The 19,529-nt window shown below is 63.2% G+C and carries 17 protein-coding genes; 14 read left to right on the top strand and 3 right to left on the bottom strand.

Going from position 1 to position 19,529, the window contains the following annotated elements:
- Positions 1–45 precede the first annotated feature (45 nt).
- A complete protein-coding gene (locus FJ527_RS02925) occupies positions 46–198 on the bottom strand; it encodes a lasso peptide (protein WP_140821604.1) in 153 nt (50 codons plus the stop codon).
- A 506-nt stretch (positions 199–704) separates the two neighbouring features.
- On the opposite strand from FJ527_RS02925, the gene FJ527_RS02920 reads away from it, so the two are divergent.
- The 8 genes from FJ527_RS02920 to FJ527_RS02885 all read left to right on the top strand — a co-directional run bounded on the left by FJ527_RS02920 (position 705) and on the right by FJ527_RS02885 (position 9,127).
- The gene (locus tag FJ527_RS02920; RefSeq protein WP_140614938.1) at positions 705–1,835 is read left to right on the top strand and encodes a nucleotidyltransferase family protein; all 1,131 of its coding nucleotides are present in this window, start codon (positions 705–707) and stop codon (positions 1,833–1,835) included.
- Positions 1,836–1,899: 64 nt separating this feature from the next.
- The gene (locus FJ527_RS02915) at positions 1,900–2,922 is read left to right on the top strand and encodes a glycosyltransferase family 2 protein (RefSeq protein WP_015314223.1); all 1,023 of its coding nucleotides are present in this window, start codon (positions 1,900–1,902) and stop codon (positions 2,920–2,922) included.
- A 291-nt stretch (positions 2,923–3,213) separates the two neighbouring features.
- Entirely contained in the window at positions 3,214–3,612 is a 399-nt protein-coding gene (locus tag FJ527_RS02910; RefSeq protein WP_140723285.1) for a hypothetical protein, read from the top strand.
- A 143-nt stretch (positions 3,613–3,755) separates the two neighbouring features.
- Entirely contained in the window at positions 3,756–4,622 is an 867-nt protein-coding gene (locus FJ527_RS02905) for a family 16 glycosylhydrolase (RefSeq protein ID WP_083882941.1), read from the top strand.
- 50 nt (positions 4,623–4,672) lie between these two features.
- Positions 4,673–6,004 (top strand): UDP-glucose/GDP-mannose dehydrogenase family protein, encoded by a 1,332-nt coding sequence (locus FJ527_RS02900; RefSeq protein ID WP_015314220.1) that lies wholly within the window; start codon positions 4,673–4,675, stop codon positions 6,002–6,004.
- 65 nt (positions 6,005–6,069) lie between these two features.
- Positions 6,070–7,512: a GMC family oxidoreductase gene (locus tag FJ527_RS02895; RefSeq protein ID WP_140821602.1), complete on the top strand. Its 1,443-nt coding sequence runs from the start codon at positions 6,070–6,072 to the stop codon at positions 7,510–7,512.
- 18 nt (positions 7,513–7,530) lie between these two features.
- The gene (locus FJ527_RS02890; RefSeq protein ID WP_015314218.1) at positions 7,531–7,980 is read left to right on the top strand and encodes a hypothetical protein; all 450 of its coding nucleotides are present in this window, start codon (positions 7,531–7,533) and stop codon (positions 7,978–7,980) included.
- Positions 7,981–8,047: 67 nt separating this feature from the next.
- Entirely contained in the window at positions 8,048–9,127 is a 1,080-nt protein-coding gene (locus tag FJ527_RS02885) for a glycosyltransferase (RefSeq protein WP_140821600.1), read from the top strand.
- 27 nt (positions 9,128–9,154) lie between these two features.
- Here FJ527_RS02885 and FJ527_RS02880 read toward each other — a convergent pair whose 3' ends face one another.
- Both FJ527_RS02880 and FJ527_RS02875 read right to left on the bottom strand, forming a co-directional pair.
- Complete coding sequence (locus FJ527_RS02880; RefSeq protein ID WP_140821598.1) at positions 9,155–10,177, bottom strand: phosphoribosyltransferase family protein; 1,023 nt, start codon at positions 10,175–10,177, stop codon at positions 9,155–9,157.
- A gap of 54 nt (positions 10,178–10,231) precedes the next feature.
- Positions 10,232–11,728, bottom strand: coding sequence for a lipopolysaccharide biosynthesis protein (locus tag FJ527_RS02875; RefSeq protein ID WP_140660022.1), 1,497 nt, complete (start codon positions 11,726–11,728; stop codon positions 10,232–10,234).
- Between the two features lie 185 nt (positions 11,729–11,913).
- Between FJ527_RS02875 and FJ527_RS02870 the strand changes: the two genes are divergently transcribed.
- From FJ527_RS02870 to FJ527_RS02845, 6 genes are all read left to right on the top strand, one after another.
- Positions 11,914–13,086, top strand: a complete 1,173-nt coding sequence (locus tag FJ527_RS02870; RefSeq protein WP_140791611.1) for a glycosyltransferase family 4 protein — start codon at positions 11,914–11,916, stop codon at positions 13,084–13,086.
- 15 nt (positions 13,087–13,101) lie between these two features.
- A complete protein-coding gene (locus FJ527_RS02865; RefSeq protein ID WP_140714284.1) occupies positions 13,102–14,091 on the top strand; it encodes a glycosyltransferase family 2 protein in 990 nt (329 codons plus the stop codon).
- Positions 14,091–15,041 carry a glycosyltransferase family 2 protein gene (locus FJ527_RS02860; protein ID WP_140821740.1) on the top strand — a complete coding sequence of 317 codons (951 nt, stop codon included), beginning with the start codon at positions 14,091–14,093 and terminating at the stop codon, positions 15,039–15,041. Before FJ527_RS02865 ends, FJ527_RS02860 begins: the two co-directional genes overlap by 1 nt.
- A complete protein-coding gene (locus tag FJ527_RS02855; protein ID WP_140821596.1) occupies positions 15,031–15,999 on the top strand; it encodes a glycosyltransferase family 2 protein in 969 nt (322 codons plus the stop codon). The genes FJ527_RS02860 and FJ527_RS02855 overlap by 11 nt, the downstream gene beginning before the upstream one ends.
- Positions 16,000–16,073: 74 nt before the next feature.
- Positions 16,074–16,970 (top strand): UTP--glucose-1-phosphate uridylyltransferase, encoded by an 897-nt coding sequence (locus FJ527_RS02850; RefSeq protein ID WP_140821594.1) that lies wholly within the window; start codon positions 16,074–16,076, stop codon positions 16,968–16,970.
- A gap of 148 nt (positions 16,971–17,118) precedes the next feature.
- Positions 17,119–19,503 (top strand): polysaccharide biosynthesis tyrosine autokinase, encoded by a 2,385-nt coding sequence (locus tag FJ527_RS02845; RefSeq protein ID WP_015314209.1) that lies wholly within the window; start codon positions 17,119–17,121, stop codon positions 19,501–19,503.
- Positions 19,504–19,529: the final 26 nt, after the last annotated feature.

Raw genomic sequence — 19,529 nt, 5'->3', positions numbered from 1 at the left:
TCGATCCCGGAGGCCCAACGTCATTCCTCCAGAATCAGGCTGGTCTCAGGAGAACGTCAGGTCGCCAATCGGGGTGTGCGCGGGAAACGACGCGTCGATTGCCGTGCTGCCACCACCGCCTTGGGTAATGGTTTCGATTGAACCATGTACTATCAGGTTTGGCGTTTCGTACTCATGCTTTTCAACATTCTGTTCCATTTTACTCTCCATAAGGACTGGAAACGGCCTGTCGATTGCCGTCAGCACTTTCATGCTGCATCGCAATAGCTGCACAGCAACATTTATGAGTCAAGCCTGATTTACCGGTCGTTAATCAATTATGGGTTGCGGACGTCACCCCGCGTGTAAGAAATCCACCTCTTTCGAGATGAAGCCGGGTGTGATTGCCCCTCGTCACAGGAGATTCCGTAAACCATTGATTTTGCATAACAAGACGAAGCCAATGCTTGGCCATTGCCATTGGACAACGCCGAAAGATACTCAACTTTCAGCTGATCCCATCGATGGCCCGGCCGAAGCGCTGCGCTAGGGTAGGAATTCGTCCATACATCTCATCCCCTTCCGCGAAGCCAGCAAACGCTATGGTTGTAAAATTTCGCACTGCGAAAGGAAAGGCTTTACGGCGCCGCCGTTTTTGACGATGCTTTGCTTAGCAGCTGCAGCATACGCTTCGCGCAAACCGCTTTTTGGAGACTGTGCGCTCAATGGCCTTGCCGGAAAGCTCCTATGAAAGACTGCGCGCCACCGACTGCGCCGACGAGATCGCTTATGTGCGGGCATGCTTACGGTTATATTTCGCGGGGCCGGCCGCCTCGGCCGGTGAAACGTGGACGCCGGGCCTTTCCGACGCTGTCGTCACTGATATCGCCAGGTTGAACAAGGTCGGTACCTTCGTCTTGAAGGCGCTGTCGCGTACGCCGGCGCATGAGAGGCCGGCCGAACTGTTCCAGTGGCTCGAAACCTATCGCAGGAGGACGGTGTCGATGAACGCCGCCTGCCTGATGGATTCGATCGCCATTCACGAGGCGCTGCTCGACAGGCGGATTGATTTCGTGTTCCTGAAAGGGCCGTTCCAGCAGCATCTGCTTTACGACGATCATTTCATGAAACCCTCGGGCGATATCGATATTCTGGTTTCGCCTGCCGGGTTCTTGAAGGCACGCGAAGCGTTACGCTCGATTGGCTACGAAGTATCGGGCAAGTCGCGTTCGGTCTGGTGGGTCCGCTTCCTCGGCGAACAGCACATGATCCGTGGCAATGGGTCGAAATCATCCACTGTCGACCTTCATTACCGGCTTCAGCAGCCCGGCTCGCCCAGTCCGCGCGATGCCGACGGGTTCCTGCGGCGAAAGCGGCTGGTCGAGATCACCGGCGCCGAAGTCCCGTTCACGTCGGCTGCCGACACGCTGATGCTGGCCTGCATCAGCGTCGCCAAGGCACTGTTCAACCGGGAGCCTTGCGCCGGCTACGTCTGCGATATCAGGGCCAGCGCCAGCCGTCTCGGCCACGCCGATCAGCAGCGTGTGCTCGATGCGGCGGTGAGCCAGGGGCTGGAGGACACGCTGCTGCTCGGCCTGCGTTCCGCCGATGTGCTGCTCGGCGGCACCGGCACGCTTCTGTCGGAGCGGGCCAAGCCGATCCTGTCGCGCATCGGCAATGAAGACCTGCTCAACATGGTCATCGCGCCATGGCTGTCGTCGTTGCGCTGGCCGCAGCGACGCACGGTGTTGTGGGAATTATGCGGCCGGGCTCCGGTCCGTTACCTTTCCGAGGCCGGTTGGGCGGCGTCGGCGGACATCAGCCGCCGCATCTTCGAACGGCCGGCCGGCCCGTGAAGGCGGCGAATATCGAACGCGTACAGGGCGAGGGCAGATCGGAACCTGTGCAAGAGGCAATTCCATGTCGATGACGAAATCCCAAGTCTGCGTGATCATCGCGGCCAAAAACGCGGCGCGAACGATCGCCGTCGCCATCGCGTCCGCGTTGCGCGAACCGGAAGTCGGGGAGGTCGTCGTCGTCGACGATGGCTCCACGGACAATACGGCCGAGGTCGCACGCTCCGCCGACGATGGCAGCGGCCGGCTTGCGGTGATGCGCCTCGACGTCAATCGCGGCCCTTCTTTTGCCCGCAATGCGGCGATCGCCGGTTCACGAGCCCCGTTCATCAGCATTCTGGACGCCGACGATTTCTTCCTCGAGGGCCGGTTTCGCAACCTGTTTGTCGGCGCCGATTGGGATTTCGCCGCCGACAACATCATGCTCATCAGGGATGACGCGGCTGGCGATGCAACCAAAATCGTCGCCCCGGATTTTGCCGCCGATCCGGAATTCCTCGATTTCGAAGGATTCGTGGAAGGCAACATCTCCAGGCGCCGCGTCCAAAGAGGCGAACTCGGCTTCTTGAAGCCGGTGATCAGCCGTGCCTTTCTCGACCGCCACGGGTTGCGCTACGACGAGAGCCTGCGGCTAGGCGAGGACTACGAGCTTTACGCGCGAGCGGTCGCCCACGGGGCACGGTTCAAGGTCATCCGTTCCTGCGGCTACGGCGCCATCGTCCGCGCCGATTCACTCAGCGGCCGCCACAAGACGCAGGATCTGAAGCGGCTGGCCGATGCCGATCTGGCGCTGCTGGCGATCGACAGCCTGCCGGAAGGGTCGAAAGCAGTGCTACGGCGGCACGAGCGGCATGTGCGCGACAAATACCGGCTGCGCAATTTCCTCGACGTGAAGGCCGAGCGGGGCCTGGCTTCTGCCGCGGCCTACGCCTTCGCAAGCCAATCCAACCTCGTCCCCATCGTCCAGGGCGTGGCGTCCGACAAGATCGAGGCGCTGTTTCGCAGTGTTGGCCTGGTCTCCAGGAACAAGCACGTGCCGCCGCTCCGTTTCCTGATGGCTGGAACCAGTACCGGCAAAGGACGGTAAAGCGTGGTGTTACCTGCCGACCGCGAGGCCGCCACGCAACCATTTCCATCGGATTTATGAGTTTACGAATTGGGTGGTTGCCTCGCGGCTCTGGGGATGGCAGTCTATGTTGCGGTGCAACAAATTAAACGACCAGCCGAACTGGCCCCCGATCGGACTGGTGCGAAGTCTCTCTTCGTCAGAGGAGTTGGGCGACGCGGTTACGAGTTTTCAGCCCCGGTTGCGGGGATCGGCCAGTGGCCTGGCCTGAAAGCCGGTCCAGGAAGCCGGCGATGACGGGAATTTAAGTTCATGGCCTCGATATTCGGCTTCAGATCAAGGGATCCGGCCCGCGACAGGCAGACCGACGTTGCGCGCCTGGACCGGCTGGCGAAGCTGTTCGAGCAGATCGCCGCCGAGATCGAGGCGGAGAAAACCGGCTTGGAGAGCCGCTACCGCAAGGAGGCGACCAACGCGGCCTTTCTGGTCGAAGCCATGGAAAACGGCTCCGCCTCCGATCGCCGCTCGTCCGAAGTCAGCGCGTTGACGCAGTCGATCCTGAACAGCGAGCGCCGCATCGCTGCGCTGTCGCGCCAGGGCGGCAGGATGCACGAGCTCCGTCATTCGCTGGACGTGGTCTTCGACGAGAATACGAGCACCGATCCGGCGGCGGTCGACCCCGCCAGGCAGGCGGGAGCCGGCCGAAATTGAAGGCGGCGGCGCGGGACCGTTACGGCGAAGGTGATGCAAGGCTGGACGTCGGGAGGGTGATTGAAAAGGTCAAGGTTGGCCCGTTTGGAAGCGGTTCGAACGTCGACTTTGGGTTGGGGACACAGCGCAAAGGTGAGTCACTCATGAATTCGGATCCAAAGACCATGTCCACGACAGCAATAGACGCCCCTTCAGCCCTGCATTTCTGGCGGCGGTCTGGTCTGGCGGTCGCTTTGCTGCTGGTCGCTCTTGGCAGCCTGCCGGCAACCCCGTCTCATGCGCAGGATATCCAGTCCGCGCCCTCTTTCGTCGACGATTTCAAGAATTTCGACCGCGAGCGCTGGTACGTTTCAGACGGCTGGACGAACGGCAGCCATCAGAATTGCACCTGGTCGAAAGGCTTGGTCAAGCTTTCCGATGGCGTTCTTTCGCTCGGATTCGCGAAGCAGAAGACCAAGGATCGCGAGTTCGCCTGCGGCGAGATCCAGACCAAGCAGCGTTTCGGCTATGGTACCTATGAGGCGCGGATGAAGACCGACACCGGCCCCGGCCTCAACGCGGCTTTCTTCTCCTATATCGGCCCATCCGACAAACAGCCCTGGGACGAGATCGACTTCGAGATCCTGACCAAGGACACCTCCAAGGTGCAGGTCAACGCCTATATCGCCGGCAAGGGCAAGAACGAGAAGCTGGTCGACGTGCCGGGCGGCACCGACAGTGCCTTCAACGACTATGCCTTCGTCTGGGAGAAAGATAGCCTGCGCTGGTATCTCAACGGCCAGCTGGTGAACACCATCACCGATCCCGCGAAGCTGCCCAGCCATGCGCAGAAGATCTTCTTCAGCCTTTGGGGTAGCGACACCATGAAGGGCTGGATGGGAGCGTTTGCGGACCCGGGCCGCAAGCTTTCGCTGCAGGTCGAGCGGGTCGCGTTCACCGCGCTGGGTCAGCCCTGCCAATTTCCGGAATCGCTTGTGTGTAGTGTAAAAGAGCTGGGAAAGACGAATTGAACCGGCAGGGCCGAGAAGCGGTCCGCTGCCCTGGATGGGAATGAAACCGAATGAACTTGACGGTGTTTGGAATTGGCTATGTCGGCTTGGTGCAGGCGGCGGTGCTTGCCGAGGTTGGCCACCAGGTTGTTTGCGTCGATATCGACGCAAACAAGGTGGAGCGGCTCAATCAGGGCCTCGTTCCGATCTTCGAGCCGGGTCTTGAAACCATCGTCAGGGAGAATCACGCCGCCGGCCGCATCAAGTTCACCACCGATGCGGCGGCAGCCGTCAGGCACGGCGAAATCCAGATGATCGCGGTCGGCACGCCGCCGGGCGAAGATGGTTCGGCCGACCTCAAATATGTGCTGGCGGTCGCCGAGACCATCGGCCGCGAGATGGATACCGCCAAGATCGTCGTCGGCAAGTCGACCGTGCCGGTCGGCACCTGCGAAAAGGTGAAGGCCAGGATCGCCGAGACGCTGAAGAAGCGGGGCCGCGAGGATCTGAGCTTCGACGTCGCCTCCAATCCCGAATTCCTCAAGGAGGGCTCCGCGGTCGCCGACTGCATGAAGCCCGACCGCATCATCGTCGGCACGTCGAGCGAGGAAACCGAGGCGGTGATGCGCGAACTCTACGCGCCCTTCAACCGCAACCACGAGAAGATGATCGTGATGGACGTGCGCAGCGCCGAATTCACGAAATACGCCGCCAATTGCATGCTGGCGACCAAGATCAGCTTCATGAACGAGATGGCCAACCTCGCCGAGCAACTCGGCGCCGACATCGAGGAAGTGCGCCAGGGCATCGGCAGCGACCCGCGCATCGGCTATCACTTCATCTATCCGGGTCTCGGCTATGGCGGCTCGTGCTTTCCCAAGGACGTCCGTGCCCTGATCAAGACCGCCGAGGGCGTCAAGTACGACGCCAAGCTGCTGCGCGCCGTCGAGGAGCGCAACAATGACCAGAAATCCGTTCTGTTCGACAAGGTGCACCGCTATTTCAAGGGTAACCTCAAGGGCAAGACCTTCGCGCTGTGGGGCCTGGCCTTCAAGCCCAACACCGACGACATGCGCGAGGCGCCCGCGCGCGTGCTGATGGAGGCGCTCTGGAACGCCGGCGCGGCCGTGCAGGCCTATGATCCCGAGGCCATGCAGGAATGCCAGGCCATCTACGGGCTGCGCGACGACCTGCTGTTGTGCGGCACCAAGGAGGCGGCTCTGCGCGGCGCCGATGCGCTGCTGATCGCCACCGAATGGAAGAGTTTTCGCGCACCGTCCTTCGATGCGCTGAAGGATGCGCTGACCACGCCGGTCATCTTCGATGGCCGCAACCTTTACGATCCCAAGGTCGTGGCGCGCCACGGCATCGAATATCACTCGATCGGCAGAATGGCGGCATGAGATCGGGCGCGGAGAGCCGAAAGCAGGATCGGGCCAAACGCCCGGCGTAGAAGGAATTGTAGCTGATGGTGCTGGACGTAAAGCCCGAGCAAGTCACCAAAGATCATTTCGATGTTGTCGCGATCGGTTCCGGCTTCGGTTCGGCTTTCTTCCTGCATGAATTCGCCAGGCGGCGTAAGGCGCGCATCCTGGTTCTGGAGTGGGGTCGCCACAACACGCATGAATGGCAGCTTGACCAGAACGTCAACACCGACATAGACGACGAGACGACCTACAGCACCAATTCCGACAAGCCGTGGAATTACACGATCGGGCTGGGTGGCGGGACCAATTGCTGGTTCGCGCAGACGCCAAGATTCCACCCCAATGATTTCAGGCTGAAAAGCACCTACGGCGTCGGCAATGACTGGCCGATCAGCTACGACGATGTCGAGCCGTTCTATTGCGACGCCGAAGACATCATGTCGATCTCCGGCGATCCCGACATGGCGGCGATGCTGCCGCGCTCGAAGCCCTTTCCGCAGCCACCGCATCGCATGTCGACGCCGGACAGGATGATGAAGGCGGCCCAGCCCGACCAGCATTTCGTCATGCCGACCGCACGGGCGCGCGTGCCGACCGCGCAACGCAGCTCCTGCTGCGCCAATCTGCGCTGCTGGCTGTGCCCGGTCGATGCCAAGTTCACCGCCAATAACGGCCTGATGCATGTCTTCGAGCATCCCGACGTTTCGGTCTGCCTCGGCTCCGAAGTGCGGCGGCTCGACCATGTCGGCGGCACGGTCCGTTCGGTCGCCTTCGTGCATGAGGGCAGGGAATATCAGGTAAGCGGCGACCTCTTCGTTCTCGGCGCCAATGCCATCCAGAGCGCGGCGATCATGCTGCGCTCGGGCCTGGGCGATGAATTCGTCGGGCGCGGCCTGCATGAATCCTATGGCTGGAATTTCGAGGTCTATCTCGACGGCGTCGACAATTTCGACGGCAGCACCATCACCACCGGCCTGAATTTCGGCCTCTATGACGGTCCGCACCGGTCCGAGCACGCGGCGGCCCTCGTTTATTTCGAGAACCGCTGGCAGCACGGGATGCGCGCAGAGAAGGGCCGGCTGCGCCAGGCGCTGCCGCTGGTCGTGGTCACCGAGAACCTGCTCGATCACGAGAATTTCGTCACCCTCGACGAGGCTGACAACGCCTTCGTCTCCTTCAAGGCGCCGTCGGACTATGCCGTCAAAGGCATGGCCCGGGCGCTGGACAAATTGCCCGGACTGCTTGCCCCGTTGCCTGTCGAACGGCTCTTCGACCGCGGCATCCGCCCAACGGAATCGCATGTCCAGGGCACGTTGCGGATGGGCACCGGCCCGGCCGATTCGGTGATCGACAGCAACATGATCCATCACCGGCTGAGAAACCTAGTCGTCGTCGGCACCAGCACCTATCCAAGCTGCTCCTGCGCCAACCCGAGCCTGACCGCGGCAGCTTTGTCCCTGCGCGCGGCGAGCCGGATGGCGTGAGGGGGAAGGAGGTAACCGATGATGGAAATCTCACGGCGCTCGGTCTTGGCCATCATGGCTGGTGGAGTTGCATCGACTGGCGTGGCCTTCGCGGCGGTGTCTTCGTTTTCGGACGAGGACCTGGTTCGCGTCACGCTCGAAAAATACCTCGGCGGGTTGAACATGCGCATCGAGCACCTGCAGCAGTTCGTGCTGGAGTTCCGCAACCGCAATCCGTGGCTGTTTCCCAGCGAAAAACTGGGCGACGCCGTCACTTTGCTCGAGACGGCGAAGCTCGGCCAGGCACGCAAGTTGTTGCCCAAGCGGAAGCAGCGCGACCTCCGGCATTTCGACCGCTGGGTCGTGGCCGAATTTCACATGTTGACGGACTACGCCTCGCGCAGTTCGCCTAGTGATCCCATCCGGTTCACCGGATGGCAGCCATGCACAAATCCGTTCGCGACGCTTGATCCGCCAAAGACTGCGTGAGGCTGCACTTGACGCTGCCGTTCATCGGCCGTGGGCATTGAAACGCGATAGACGAGGAGCCAGGACCATGAAAGTTCTCTTTGCAGGCGGCAATGGCTACCCACCGGAGTTCAGCGGCGGCGTCCAGTCGAGCACTCATCATCTGGCCGAGCAGTTGATCGAGCATGGGCATGAGGCCGCGGTGCTCGCCGCGCTGTTTGGCGATGGTGTCTTCGGCTTCAAGGCGCGTGCCAAGATGAAGCTTTTGCGCCAGCCGGCGGTCGTCGACAGTTTTCCCGGCTACCCAGTGATTCGGGCGTGGTTTCCGTGGGAGGCGGCGGCCTTCGCCGTCAACAGGGTCAAGCCGGATGTGGCGGTGGTTCAGTGTCACAAGTCGGTTCCACTCGGCAAGGCGTTGCAGGCCAAGGGCGTGCCGCTGGTCGTCTACCTCCGCAACGTCGAGTTTCACGAGCTTGGGGGCGACCTGCGCGACCTGCATTCGGCGCTTTATATCGCCAATTCCGAATTCACCGCGCGTACCTACGCCAGGGAGTTCGGCATCGAGGCGGCGGTGATCCCTCCGACCATCAATCCGGCCCACTACAGCACGCCGACTTCAGGCCAGTTCGTCACCCTGATCAACCCTTATGAGGAAAAGGGCTTCGAGCTTGCGGTGCGGATCGCCGCCGCGTGCCCCGAAATCCCGTTCCTGTTCGTCGAAAGCTGGAAGCTGGCGGACGATCACCGGGCACGCATCGAACAGACGATCACGCCGCTCGGCAATGTCACGCTGGAGAACCGCACCAGTGACATGAAGACGGTCTATGGCCGCACCCGGATCCTGCTGGCGCCCAGCAAATGGGAGGAGGCCTGGGGGCGGGTTGCCTCGGAAGCCCATTGCAGCGGCATTCCGGTCGTCGGTTCGCGCCGCGGTGGCTTGCCGGAAGCGGTCGGCCCTGGCGGCACGGTGCTCGACTATGATGCCCCGCTCGCCGAATGGGTCGCGGCCGTCAGGCTCTTGTGGAACGACAACAAGGAATATCAGCGGGTCTCGGCCCTCGCGCGCGGCTTCGCCGGCCGGCCGGAACTCGACCCCGACCGTCAGTTCGTCACCTTCTTCTCGATACTGGACAGAGCGGTGCAGCAGCGCGCACGCCAGGCCGCGTAGCCAAGCAGCGACCCGATCGGTTCTGCATCAGGCTGGGCGCTTGACCCTGTTCTTCAGCGTTTCATAGCCGCGTGCACCGAGCAGGGCGCGGGCAATGGTCTTGGCGGCGCTCTTGCGGCCCTCCTGCGAGTTGACCTGGCGCAGCCTCGCCGGCAGGTTTCGCGCGGCCTGCCCAAGTGCTGGGAGCGACAGCGCATCGGGAAAACTGACCATGTGCGTCTCGACGCACAGGACCGGTTTCCCCGACAGTTTGGCAATCCTCAGCGCTTGGGCATGTTCGCTTTCGATGAACAGGATGGCGTCGGATTTGCGATAGAAATCGGCCTTGAAACTGCCATGCGCGCCAAGCCGCTGGCGCTCCGCCTTGCTCGGCAGATCGAGCATGATCAGCTTGTCATACTTGATCTCGTGCTTGGCGAGCCACGCCTCCGTCAATGCACGGTATTTCTCGAGCCGGCTGGTGACCAGCCAGCCGATCTTGTGGGTCACGGCATGAAGCGGCCGCGCTTCGCTGAGGAATTTTTCATAGGCCGGCCCGTCGTCGTTCTCGGCCTCGGTCGGATCGAGACACAGCACCCCGTCTATATCGACACAGCATTGCGCCAGGAATTTATGATGCATGAAGTTCCACTGGAACATGCGCGGATGCGGCACGATCTCGAACACCAGATCGGTCTCCTGATGCTCCGGCTCCAGGCCGAAGACGGCGGCAAAGGTGTAGTCAGCCTCGATACCGCCGCTCTTGATGCGGGCACGGGCGTCGCGCATCGCATTACCGCCGGCGATGCTGTCGTCGATCACCAGCACCTTGCGCATGTCCGAAACCTTGCGGTCCAGGGCCGCGCGGCGCTTGGTGATGCCTGACGTGTAGACCCTGCCTTCGAGGAAGGAGTCCAGGTCAGTCATCGGAATGTTGGCCGCAAGGCTGACCAGCGTCGCCGCCAGCACGCCGCTTCTGGGAACGCCGACCACCAGGTCGATGTCGCGTGGCAGCCGATGAAGGTTGCTCACGATGGCGTCGTTCATGTCGGAGATCGATCGGTAGTGCATGGATCAGGCCTGATGCTCGGGTGGGATATGGGATAGACGACAAAGGCGCCGAAATTATTGCGCCTCGCGCGGCGTCGCCGCCGGCGCCCTTGCCGGCAGCATTTTCAAGGCCTCCCGCAAGGCTTCGCGCCCGGCGGCGAAGGTCAGCGCGACGACGATGGTGATCGCGTAGGCCAGGATGACGCCGCTTGCCAAGGCGACGACATGCTGCTGCGGCAGCATCGGCTTGACCAGCCAGACCGCCCCAAGCGCCAGATGCGCGCCAATCACGAACGGCGCTGCCGTGCGCAGCACATGGCTGGCTCGCAGCGGTCCGCTCTTGCCGACATAGAGCCATAGGAAGGGCGTGCGCAGATACTCGCTGACCGCATAGGCGACCGCCACGCCGAGCGCGCCGTAGGGCAGGCCGAGCGCGAAGGCAAGCACCGAGGTCACCGCCGTGATGATGCCCCAGCGCATGAAGTCGCCGGACCGGCCCTGGCTGACGAAAAGCCAACCAGCCGGATTGTTGAGCGGCTGCAGCAGGCCGGCAAAGCCGAGCGCCAGGAAGATCGAGGCGCTGGCGCGCCACTGCTCGCCGAGCACGAAGGGGATCAGCACATCCGACATCGCGGTGGCGAAAGCGACGCCGGGCAGCGCCACCAGAAGGATCAGCGGCATCACGCGCAAATAGGCGCTGCGATAGCGGTCCGGCTCGTCCTTCAGTCGCGACAGCGCCGGCACCATCACCTTCGACAGCGGATTGGTGATCTGGCTGAGCGGGAACAGGAGCAGCTTGTAGGCGCGGTCGTAGAGTCCGAGCTGGGCCTCGCCCCAGTATTTGCCGATCAACACGTTGTCGAGATTGCGGGCGAAGAAATTGGCGAAATTGAAACCGGTGATCCCGGCACCGAAATTGATCAGCTCGCTGATCCCGACGACCTTGCGCGGCATGCCTGGGCGCCAGCGCGAGCTGGCCCAGTAGCACAGCGTCGGCAGCACCGCGCCGGTCAGCGTGCCGGCAAACAGCGCCCAGTAGGAACGGTCGATGAAAGTCCAGGCGATCGAGACGGCCAGCCCCGCGACGGCCCCGGCGACGTCGATGATCGCCAGGCGACCGAACTGCATGCGACGCGTCAGCAGAGCCAGATGCTGGGCGCCTAGGCCATAAGCCAGGATCTGCAATCCCAGTGCCGCCACCAGACCGGCGACGCGCGGCTCGCCATAGAACGCGGCGACCAGGGGTGCCGCGCCCGCGAGCACGCAGGCGAGGACCGCGCTGACGGCGACATTGATCCAGAAGAGGTAGTTCACCTCCTCATGCCGGATGCCCGATTTCTGGATGGTCGCCTGGGTCAGGCCGAAATCCTGGAACAGGGCGATGAAGGCGAGCACAGGAGCGCACATGGCCACGACGCCGAAATCCTGCGGCGACAGGAGTCGCGACAGCACGATGACGGAAATGATCTGCGTAGCGACCCGCACCGATTGCGCCATTGCGGTCACGACGGCACCGCGGCCGACCGATTTGCGCAGTGAGCCTTCCGGCGGATCGAATGGATTGGCTTCCAAATTCAGGATTCCTGATCTTTGCGCGGATTTCGGAGCCCCGAAATCCACAACCGCCGCCGACCACAAACTACGGCAATAATTTTGCAGTGCAACAGAAAACGTGGAACGGTGCGCCAAAAATGTTGCGATGCAGCAAGAGCTGTACTAGGCTTCCCCTGGGTGGGTCAAACAGCGGTCGAGTTTTCATGCTGCATGTCTTGTACCTGGTACATGATGTTTCCGACCCGGCGGTTCGCCGGCGGATCACGATGCTCAGGACAGGTGGCGCCCGGGTTACCCTGGCGGGCTTCCGCCGCGCCGCCACTCCGATTGCCGACATCGAAGGCTTGCGGCCAATCGACCTTGGCGCGACGCGCGACGGGCGATTCGCCCAGCGCCTGGCGGCGGTGGCAAAAACAGCGGTTTCGATAGGTTCGAAGCTCAGGGACGTGCCGAAGCCCGACATCATCATCGCGCGTAACCTGGAGATGCTGGCGCTGGCCCGCCGCGCCCGGTCGGCTTTCGGCGCCGCTGTCCCGATCGTCTACGAATGTCTCGACATTCACCGCCTGGTGCTTCGCGACGATGTCCTGGGCAAGGCGCTGCGCGCCACCGAGCGTCATCTGGCGCGGGATGTGCGGCTGCTGGTGACCAGTTCGCCCGCCTTCATCGCCAACTATTTCAAGCCTTTCCGCCAGGTCGCGGCGCCGGTGGAACTGGTCGAGAACAAATATTTCGAGGCGGCGGCGATTCTGCCCGCCGAGCGCGAGGCGGTGGAAGGACCTCTCGCTCCGCCGTGGCGGATCGGCTGGTTCGGGGCGCTCCGGTGCCGCCGCTCGCTCGAACTGCTGGCCGGTTTCACGCGTCACATGGAAGGCCGGTTCGAAATCGTGCTGCGCGGCCGCCCGGCACTTTCCGAGTTCCCGGATTTCCATGCCTTCGTCGATGCCGAACCTTACATGTCGTTTCGCGGGCCGTACCGCAACCCGGAGGACATGGCGGCGATCTATCACGACGTCCATTTCTCCTGGGCGATCGATTTCTTCGAGGAGGGACAGAACTCCGAATGGCTGCTGCCCAACCGCCTTTATGAAGGCTGCCGCTTCGGCGCGGTGCCGATCTCGATGGACAACACCGAGACCGGACGGTTCCTGCGGCAGCGCGAGATCGGCGTTTTGCTGCCGCAGGCCACGCCCGAAGCGCTCGAAACCGCGCTTGGCGGGATGGAACAGCACCGCTTCGGCAGGCTGAAGGCGCGCGTGCTGGCCCACAATCCGAGGATGTGGAGCTACGATCGCAGCGACTGCGGCGCGCTAGTCGAAAAACTGCGCGGCCTGACCACTGTGCGCGGGCCGCTCGCGACCGAGGCCCTGGCATAGGATGGACATCGCCCGATGACGCAAGCGCTTGCCTCCACCCTGATCGTGATCCCGTGTCTCGACGAGGCGACTCATATCGGTGCGCTGCTCGACCAGCTTTGCCCGGCGGCGGAACGGCTTGGCGCGCGGATCGTCGTTGCTGATGGTGGCAGCACCGACGGCACGCTGGCCATTGTCGGCGAGCGCCAGAGGAACGACCCTCGCATCATCCTGCTTCACAACGAAAAGCGCATCCAGAGCGCCGCGATCAACCTGGCGGTGGCCAAATTCGGCGAGGGTGCGCACTATCTGATCCGCATCGACGCCCACGGCGGCTATCCCGACGACTATTGCGACCGACTGGTCGAGGAGGCGTTGGCGACCGGGGCGGATTCGGTCGTGGTGTCGATGCTGACCAGCGGCAGCGGCACGGTGCAGAAAGCGGCGGCGGCGGCGCAGAACTCCAAGCTCGGCACCGGCGGCTCCAAGCATCGCCATCTCTCCGCCGGGGAGTGGGTCGACCACGGCCATCACGCACTGATGCGGATATCGGCCTTCCAGGCCGTCGGCGGCTATGACGAGACGTTCAGCCACAATGAGGATGCGGAACTGGACTATCGGCTGAGGCGGGCCGGCTACAGGATCTGGATGAGCGGCAGGACGCAGATGGTCTATTATCCGCGGACCTCGCTGCGCGGCCTTTATGTCCAGTATCTCGGCTATGGCCGCGGCCGCGCCAAGAACGTGCTGAAACATCGTGTGATCCCGAAGGTCAGGCAGATGGTGCCGCTGGCGGTCTTCCCGGTGGTTCTGCTGGCGGCCTTCTCCTTCGTGCACTGGATCGCGGCGCTGCCGCTATTGCTGTGGGTGGCGGTGTGCCTGGGCTACGGCCTGGTGGCGGCGATCAGCCAGCGCAATGCCGATATCGCGCTTGCCGGCGTCTCGGCGATGGTCATGCATTTCGGCTGGTCCGTCGGCTTCTGGCTGCAGCTTCTCGGCCTCGGCACGCGGCGGAGGGCGGCGTGATGGCGGTTGAGGTCAAGCATCGCAGCATCGACATCGGCGTGTGCACATTCCGGCGGCCGGAACTGGCCGACACGCTGCGCTCGCTCGCCGCCCTGGCCATGCCTGACGGCTTCGAGGTCGGCGTCATCGTCGCCGACAATGACGACACGCCGAGCGCCAGGGACCTGGTGACGGTGCTGTCGCAGGAATTGAAGTTGCCGGTCCGCTACCGGCATTGCCCGGCCCGCAACATCTCGATCGCTCGCAACGCTTGTCTCGAGGCCAGCGAGGCTGATTTCCTGGCCTTCATCGACGACGATGAGACCGCTACGGCCCACTGGCTCGCCGAACTGGTGGCAACGGCCGAAAAAAGCGGCGCCGCCGCGGTTCTCGGCCCGGTGCGCGCGCTCTATCGTCCGGATGCGCCGGAATGGATGCGCCGCGGCGATTTCCATTCCACCTTGCCGGTCCGCGTGCACGGCGAAATCCGCACCGGCTACACCTGCAACGTCCTGCTGCGCAGGGCATCCGACAGCTTGCGCGGCCGCCGCTTCAGCCTGGCGCGCGGCCAGACCGGCGGCGAGGACACCGAATTCTTCGACCAGATGCACAAGGCAGGCGGCCGGATCGCCTTTGCGCCGGAGGCATGGGTCGACGAGGCGGTGCCGAGGGCCAGGGCCGCATTCGACTGGCTCAGCCGCCGCCGCTTCCGGGTTGGCCAGACGCACGGCCATCTCCTGGGCCGCGGCGCCAGCGGCATCGCGCGAGTAAAGCAGGCCGGCCTTGCCGCGGCAAAGGCCGCTTTTTGCTTCGCCGCGGCACTTCCGGTTGCAGCCAGTCCGGTCCGCAGGAACCGCAGTGTCTTGCGCGGCATCATGCATGTCGGCGTTGTCAGCGGTCTTGTCGGTATCCGCGAACTGCGCCTCTATGGCCAGCCTTCACCAGGGGAAGGAGGCAAGCGTGCAGCCTGACATTTCGTCCGTGCCCGATGTTTCCTTTGTGATCGCCGCCTACAATGCCGAGGCAACCCTTGATAGGGCGGTCGCCAGCGCCATCGCCCAGAAGGGCGTCAGCCTCGAGATCATCGTCGTCGACGACAAGTCGCGTGATGCCACGCTTGATGTGGCGAGGGCCTATCCCGAGCATGTCGTGCGTGTCGTGGCGCTGGAAAAGAACAGGGGCCCCGGAGGGGCCAGGAATGCCGGGCTCGACGCCGCCCGCGGCAGGTGGATAGCGGTTCTCGATGCCGACGACGCCGTCTTTCCCGGACGCGTCGCCGCCATGATCGGCCGCGCCGAAAAAGCGGGCGCCGAGATCGCCGTAGACAATCTCCAGGTCGTCCGTGAGGACGGCGTGGTCGAGGACGCGATGTTCCCGCGCCGGTATCTGGAAGGCCTGCGCGAGATTTCGCTGGCGACCTACATCGCCGGCAACGTCGTCTTCGGATCGAAGTTCAATCTCGGCTATCTCAAGCCGATCTTCCTGCGCCGGTTCCTTGACGAAAACCGGCTTCGCTATGACGAGAAGCTGAGGATCGGCGAGGACTACATCCTGTTTGCCGAAGCCCTGGCCATGGGCGGCAGATGCGTGGTGGAGCCTGAAATCGGCTATGCCTATCATATCCGCAGCGGCTCCATCTCGCGCGTGCTCGAGCCTCATCACGTCGAGGCGATGCGCAAGGCCGACGAGATTTTCGCTCAAACCCATTCGATGGACGCGGCCGCGCAGGCGGCATTCGCCCGGCGCGGCCGCAGCCTGCGCAAGGCGGCCTCGTTCCTGGCGATGGTCCAGCACATCAAGGCGCGGTCCCCGCTCAAGGCGATCCGGACGGCGCTCAGCGACCCGGCGGCGGTCAGGCATATGGGCATGCCGATCGCCGCGCGGTTGCGAAGAGTAGCGGCACAGTTTGCCGTGGGGGCGGGGAGGTGAAGATGCAGGCACATGGAGGGATTTTTCGTGGCCTGTGAATGGACTGTAGTCGATCTCCTCAGAAGGAATTTGCGATGAAGAAAATCAGGAAGGCCGTGATACCGGTGGCGGGGCTTGGAACGCGGTTCCTGCCGGCGACCAAGTCGATGCCGAAGGAAATGCTTCCCGTCGTCGACAGGCCCGTCGTGCAATATGCGGTGGACGAGGCCTTCGAGGCCGGCATCGAGCACATCGTCTTCGTCACCGGCCGCAACAAGGCGGTCATAGAGGACTATTTCGACCTGCATCCGGAATTGATCGGAACCCTGGAGCAAACTGGCAAGAAGACTCAGCTGGAGACGCTCGAAAGCATGCTGCCGGTGGCCGGCGCCACCTCCTTCATCCGCCAGCAGTCGCCGCAAGGCCTCGGCCATGCCGTCTGGTGCGCCCGCGAGGTCATCGGCAACGAGCCCTTTGCCCTGCTTTTGCCTGACATGGTCTCCTTCGGCGGGCGCGGATGCCTGGCCGAGATCACCGACCTCTATGCACAGACCGGCGGCAACGTCATCGCCGTCGAGCGTTGCGATCCCACCGAGACCAACAAATATGGCATTGTCGGCCGTGGCGCCGACATTGGCGGCGGTTTCGAGGTGACGGCCATGATCGAAAAGCCGGCGCCGGCCAACGCACCGTCGAATTTCTACATCAATGGCCGTTATATCCTGCAGCCCGAGATATTCCAGCTTCTGGGCAACCAGCAGCGCGGCGCCGGCAACGAGATCCAGCTGACCGACGCCATGGTTCGCCTGTCGCAGGAGCAGCCATTCTTTGCCCAGCCTTTCAAGGGGCGCATGTTCGACTGCGGGTCCAAGGAAGGGTTCATCCAGGCCAATATCGCCTTCGCGCTGGCGCGCGACGATATGAAGGGTCCGGTTTTCGAGATGCTCCGGGAGTTCGTCCGGACGCATGAACGCCAGGAAGAAGCCGCATAATGCCCATCTTTCGGGAGTATTGTCGGGTGGCTGACGGCGGAGGCGCCGGCCGGCTCCGCGCTGTCCGGCACCAAGCGTGTGTCGCGCCTGCCAATGCTCCCGATCTCTCGGGGGCCTGCGAGCGAGACAAGCCAGAATTGGACCGAAGATGAATTATGCCAATTTTCCTCTCGACAAGAGGATGCCATTGCCGAATTCGGAAGCAGGAGACGGCGACGACTTCATCGACATCGAGCGGCTGCTTGGCATGGCCGCACGGCAGGCCAAGGTGGTTGGCGTGTGCGCCATCATCGGCCTTTTCCTGGGCATGCTCTATCTGCAGACCACGCCACCAAAATTCGTGTCGGTTTCCAGCGTGTTGATCGATGAAGGTCTGAACAAGATCGTCGACGACATCTCGGCGGCATCGACGACGATGCAGACCGATTCCGCGATTCTGAGCCAGATCGAGATCCTGACCTCGACGCGGCTTGCCGCCGTGGTCGTCGACAAGCTCAAGCTCGACCAGAACGACACGTTCATGAACCCGCCCCAGTCGGCCCTTGCCCAGGGCGTCGGCCTGGTCCGTGGTCTGATCCAGTATGTTCGTCCGAGCAGCCCGGTCATGCCGGGCGTCGGCGATATCACCAAGCTCGACCCCGCCGCGCGCGATGCGCTGATCGCCACGTCGCGCCGCGACTACGCCATCCTCAAACTGCAGAACGAGATCCGGGCGGATCGCGTCGGGCGAAGCTACGTTATCGCGCTTGGCTACCAGGCGACGGATCCGGCATTGGCGAAGGCCATCACCAAGGCCTATGCCGACGCCTATCTCGCCGACCAGCTCGACGCCAGCTTCGACGCCACCGAGCGCGCGGCGGTCTGGCTGCAGGGCCGATTGACGGAGCTGCGCGAGAGCTCGCAGCAGGCATCGCTGGCGGTCGAGAAATTCAGGGCCGAACACGGCCTGTCCGCCAACAGCGACGGCCAGCTGATGAGCGACAAGCAGCTCGCCGACCTGAACGCCCAGCTCATCGTGGCGCAGGCCGACACGGCGCGTGCCAGCGCCCGTTACCAGCAATACAAGTCGATCGTCGACAGCGGCTCGGACAACGCTTTCAAGGATGCCGCCATATCCAGCGACCAGCCAGCCAGCTCGGTCATTGCGGCGCTGAAGACCCGCTACCTCACGGTCGCCAAACGGCAGCAGGATGTCGAGGCGAATTTCGGCCCGCAGCATCCGCAGGCGGTGGCGCTCGCCAAGGAGAAGGCCGACATCTCGACGCAGATCTTCGGCGAACTGAAGCAGCTCACCGAAAGCTACCGCAACGAGTATGAGGTGGCGTTGGCGCGCGAGACCGCGCTCAGGGCCAATGTCGCCGCCGCGCAGGGCAAGAGTTCGATCGACAACCAGTCGCAGGTCCAATTGCGTGATCTCGATCAGAAGGCGACGGCACTCTCCACGCTCTACCAGACGTTCCTCGGACGCTACGAGGAAGCCGCGCAGCAGCAATCCTTCCCGGTCGGCAAGATCCGCATCATCTCGGATGCGTCGACGCCGCTTGCCGCCTCGAGCCCGCGCACCGTCATCGTGCTCGGCCTTTCGTTGGTGCTCGGGGTTCTGATGGGCGCCGGCTTCGGCGGCCTCAACGAGTTCAACGAGCGGTTCTTCAGGACCGGCGAGGAGGTCCGCGACCGCGTCGGCCTCAAATTCCTCGGGTACCTGCCGACCATCGGCAGCAAACCGAGCAAGGAAGACAAGCCAGCCGAACCCGATCTCAAGGTCGCCAGGTCGCCGGCCGCCATCGAAAGGCGCGCACGGATGCGGGTGAGCATCGACGCTCCGGCATCGATGTTCTCCGAAACGCTGCGCAGCGCCAAGATCGCCTTCGATGTGGTGATGGAAGGGCAAGGGAGCCGCGTCATCGGCGTGATCTCGGTCCTGCCCGGCGAAGGCAAGTCGACGGTCGCGGCCAATCTCGCCGGGCTGCTCGCCGCCAATGGCTCCAGGACGCTGCTCATCGATGGCGATCTGCGCAATCCGGGCCTTAGCCGCAGCCTCGGCATGGAAGCCGAGCAAGGCTTGATGGAAGCGGTGGTGAGCGGCCAGACCTGGCAGTCCGTCGGCAAGATCGACAGGCAGACCAAGCTGGCGATCATCCCGGCTGTGCTGCGCGGCCATTTCTCGCACACCAGCGAGCTTCTCTCCTCGGCCGGCATGCGTCGTTTCATCGAAAACGCCAAGGAGACCTTCGAATACATCGTCGTCGATCTGCCGCCGCTTGGCCCGGTGGTCGACGCCAAGGCCTTCGCGCCGCTGGTCGACGGCTTCGTGCTCGTCACCGAATGGGGCCGCACGCCGCGCGCCATGGTGCGCTCGATGCTGGAATCCGAGCCCTATGTCGCCAACAAGATCGTCGGCGCGGTGCTGAACAAGGTCGACCTGAAGAAGCTCGCCAAATACGGGTCGTTCGGCGCGTCGGAGAAATTCTTCGACAAGTACTCGAGCTATTATCTCGACAAGTCGGAAGTGCGTTCGAAGGCGGCGGTCTGAGATAAGGCCGTTGCCATCATGTCTTG

The organism is Mesorhizobium sp. B2-4-18, from assembly GCF_006441385.1.
Classification (GTDB): Bacteria; Pseudomonadota; Alphaproteobacteria; order Rhizobiales; family Rhizobiaceae; genus Mesorhizobium; species Mesorhizobium australicum.
The sequence above is the reverse complement of the archived record's forward strand: the minus strand, read 5'-3'. Positions and strand labels throughout refer to the sequence as shown.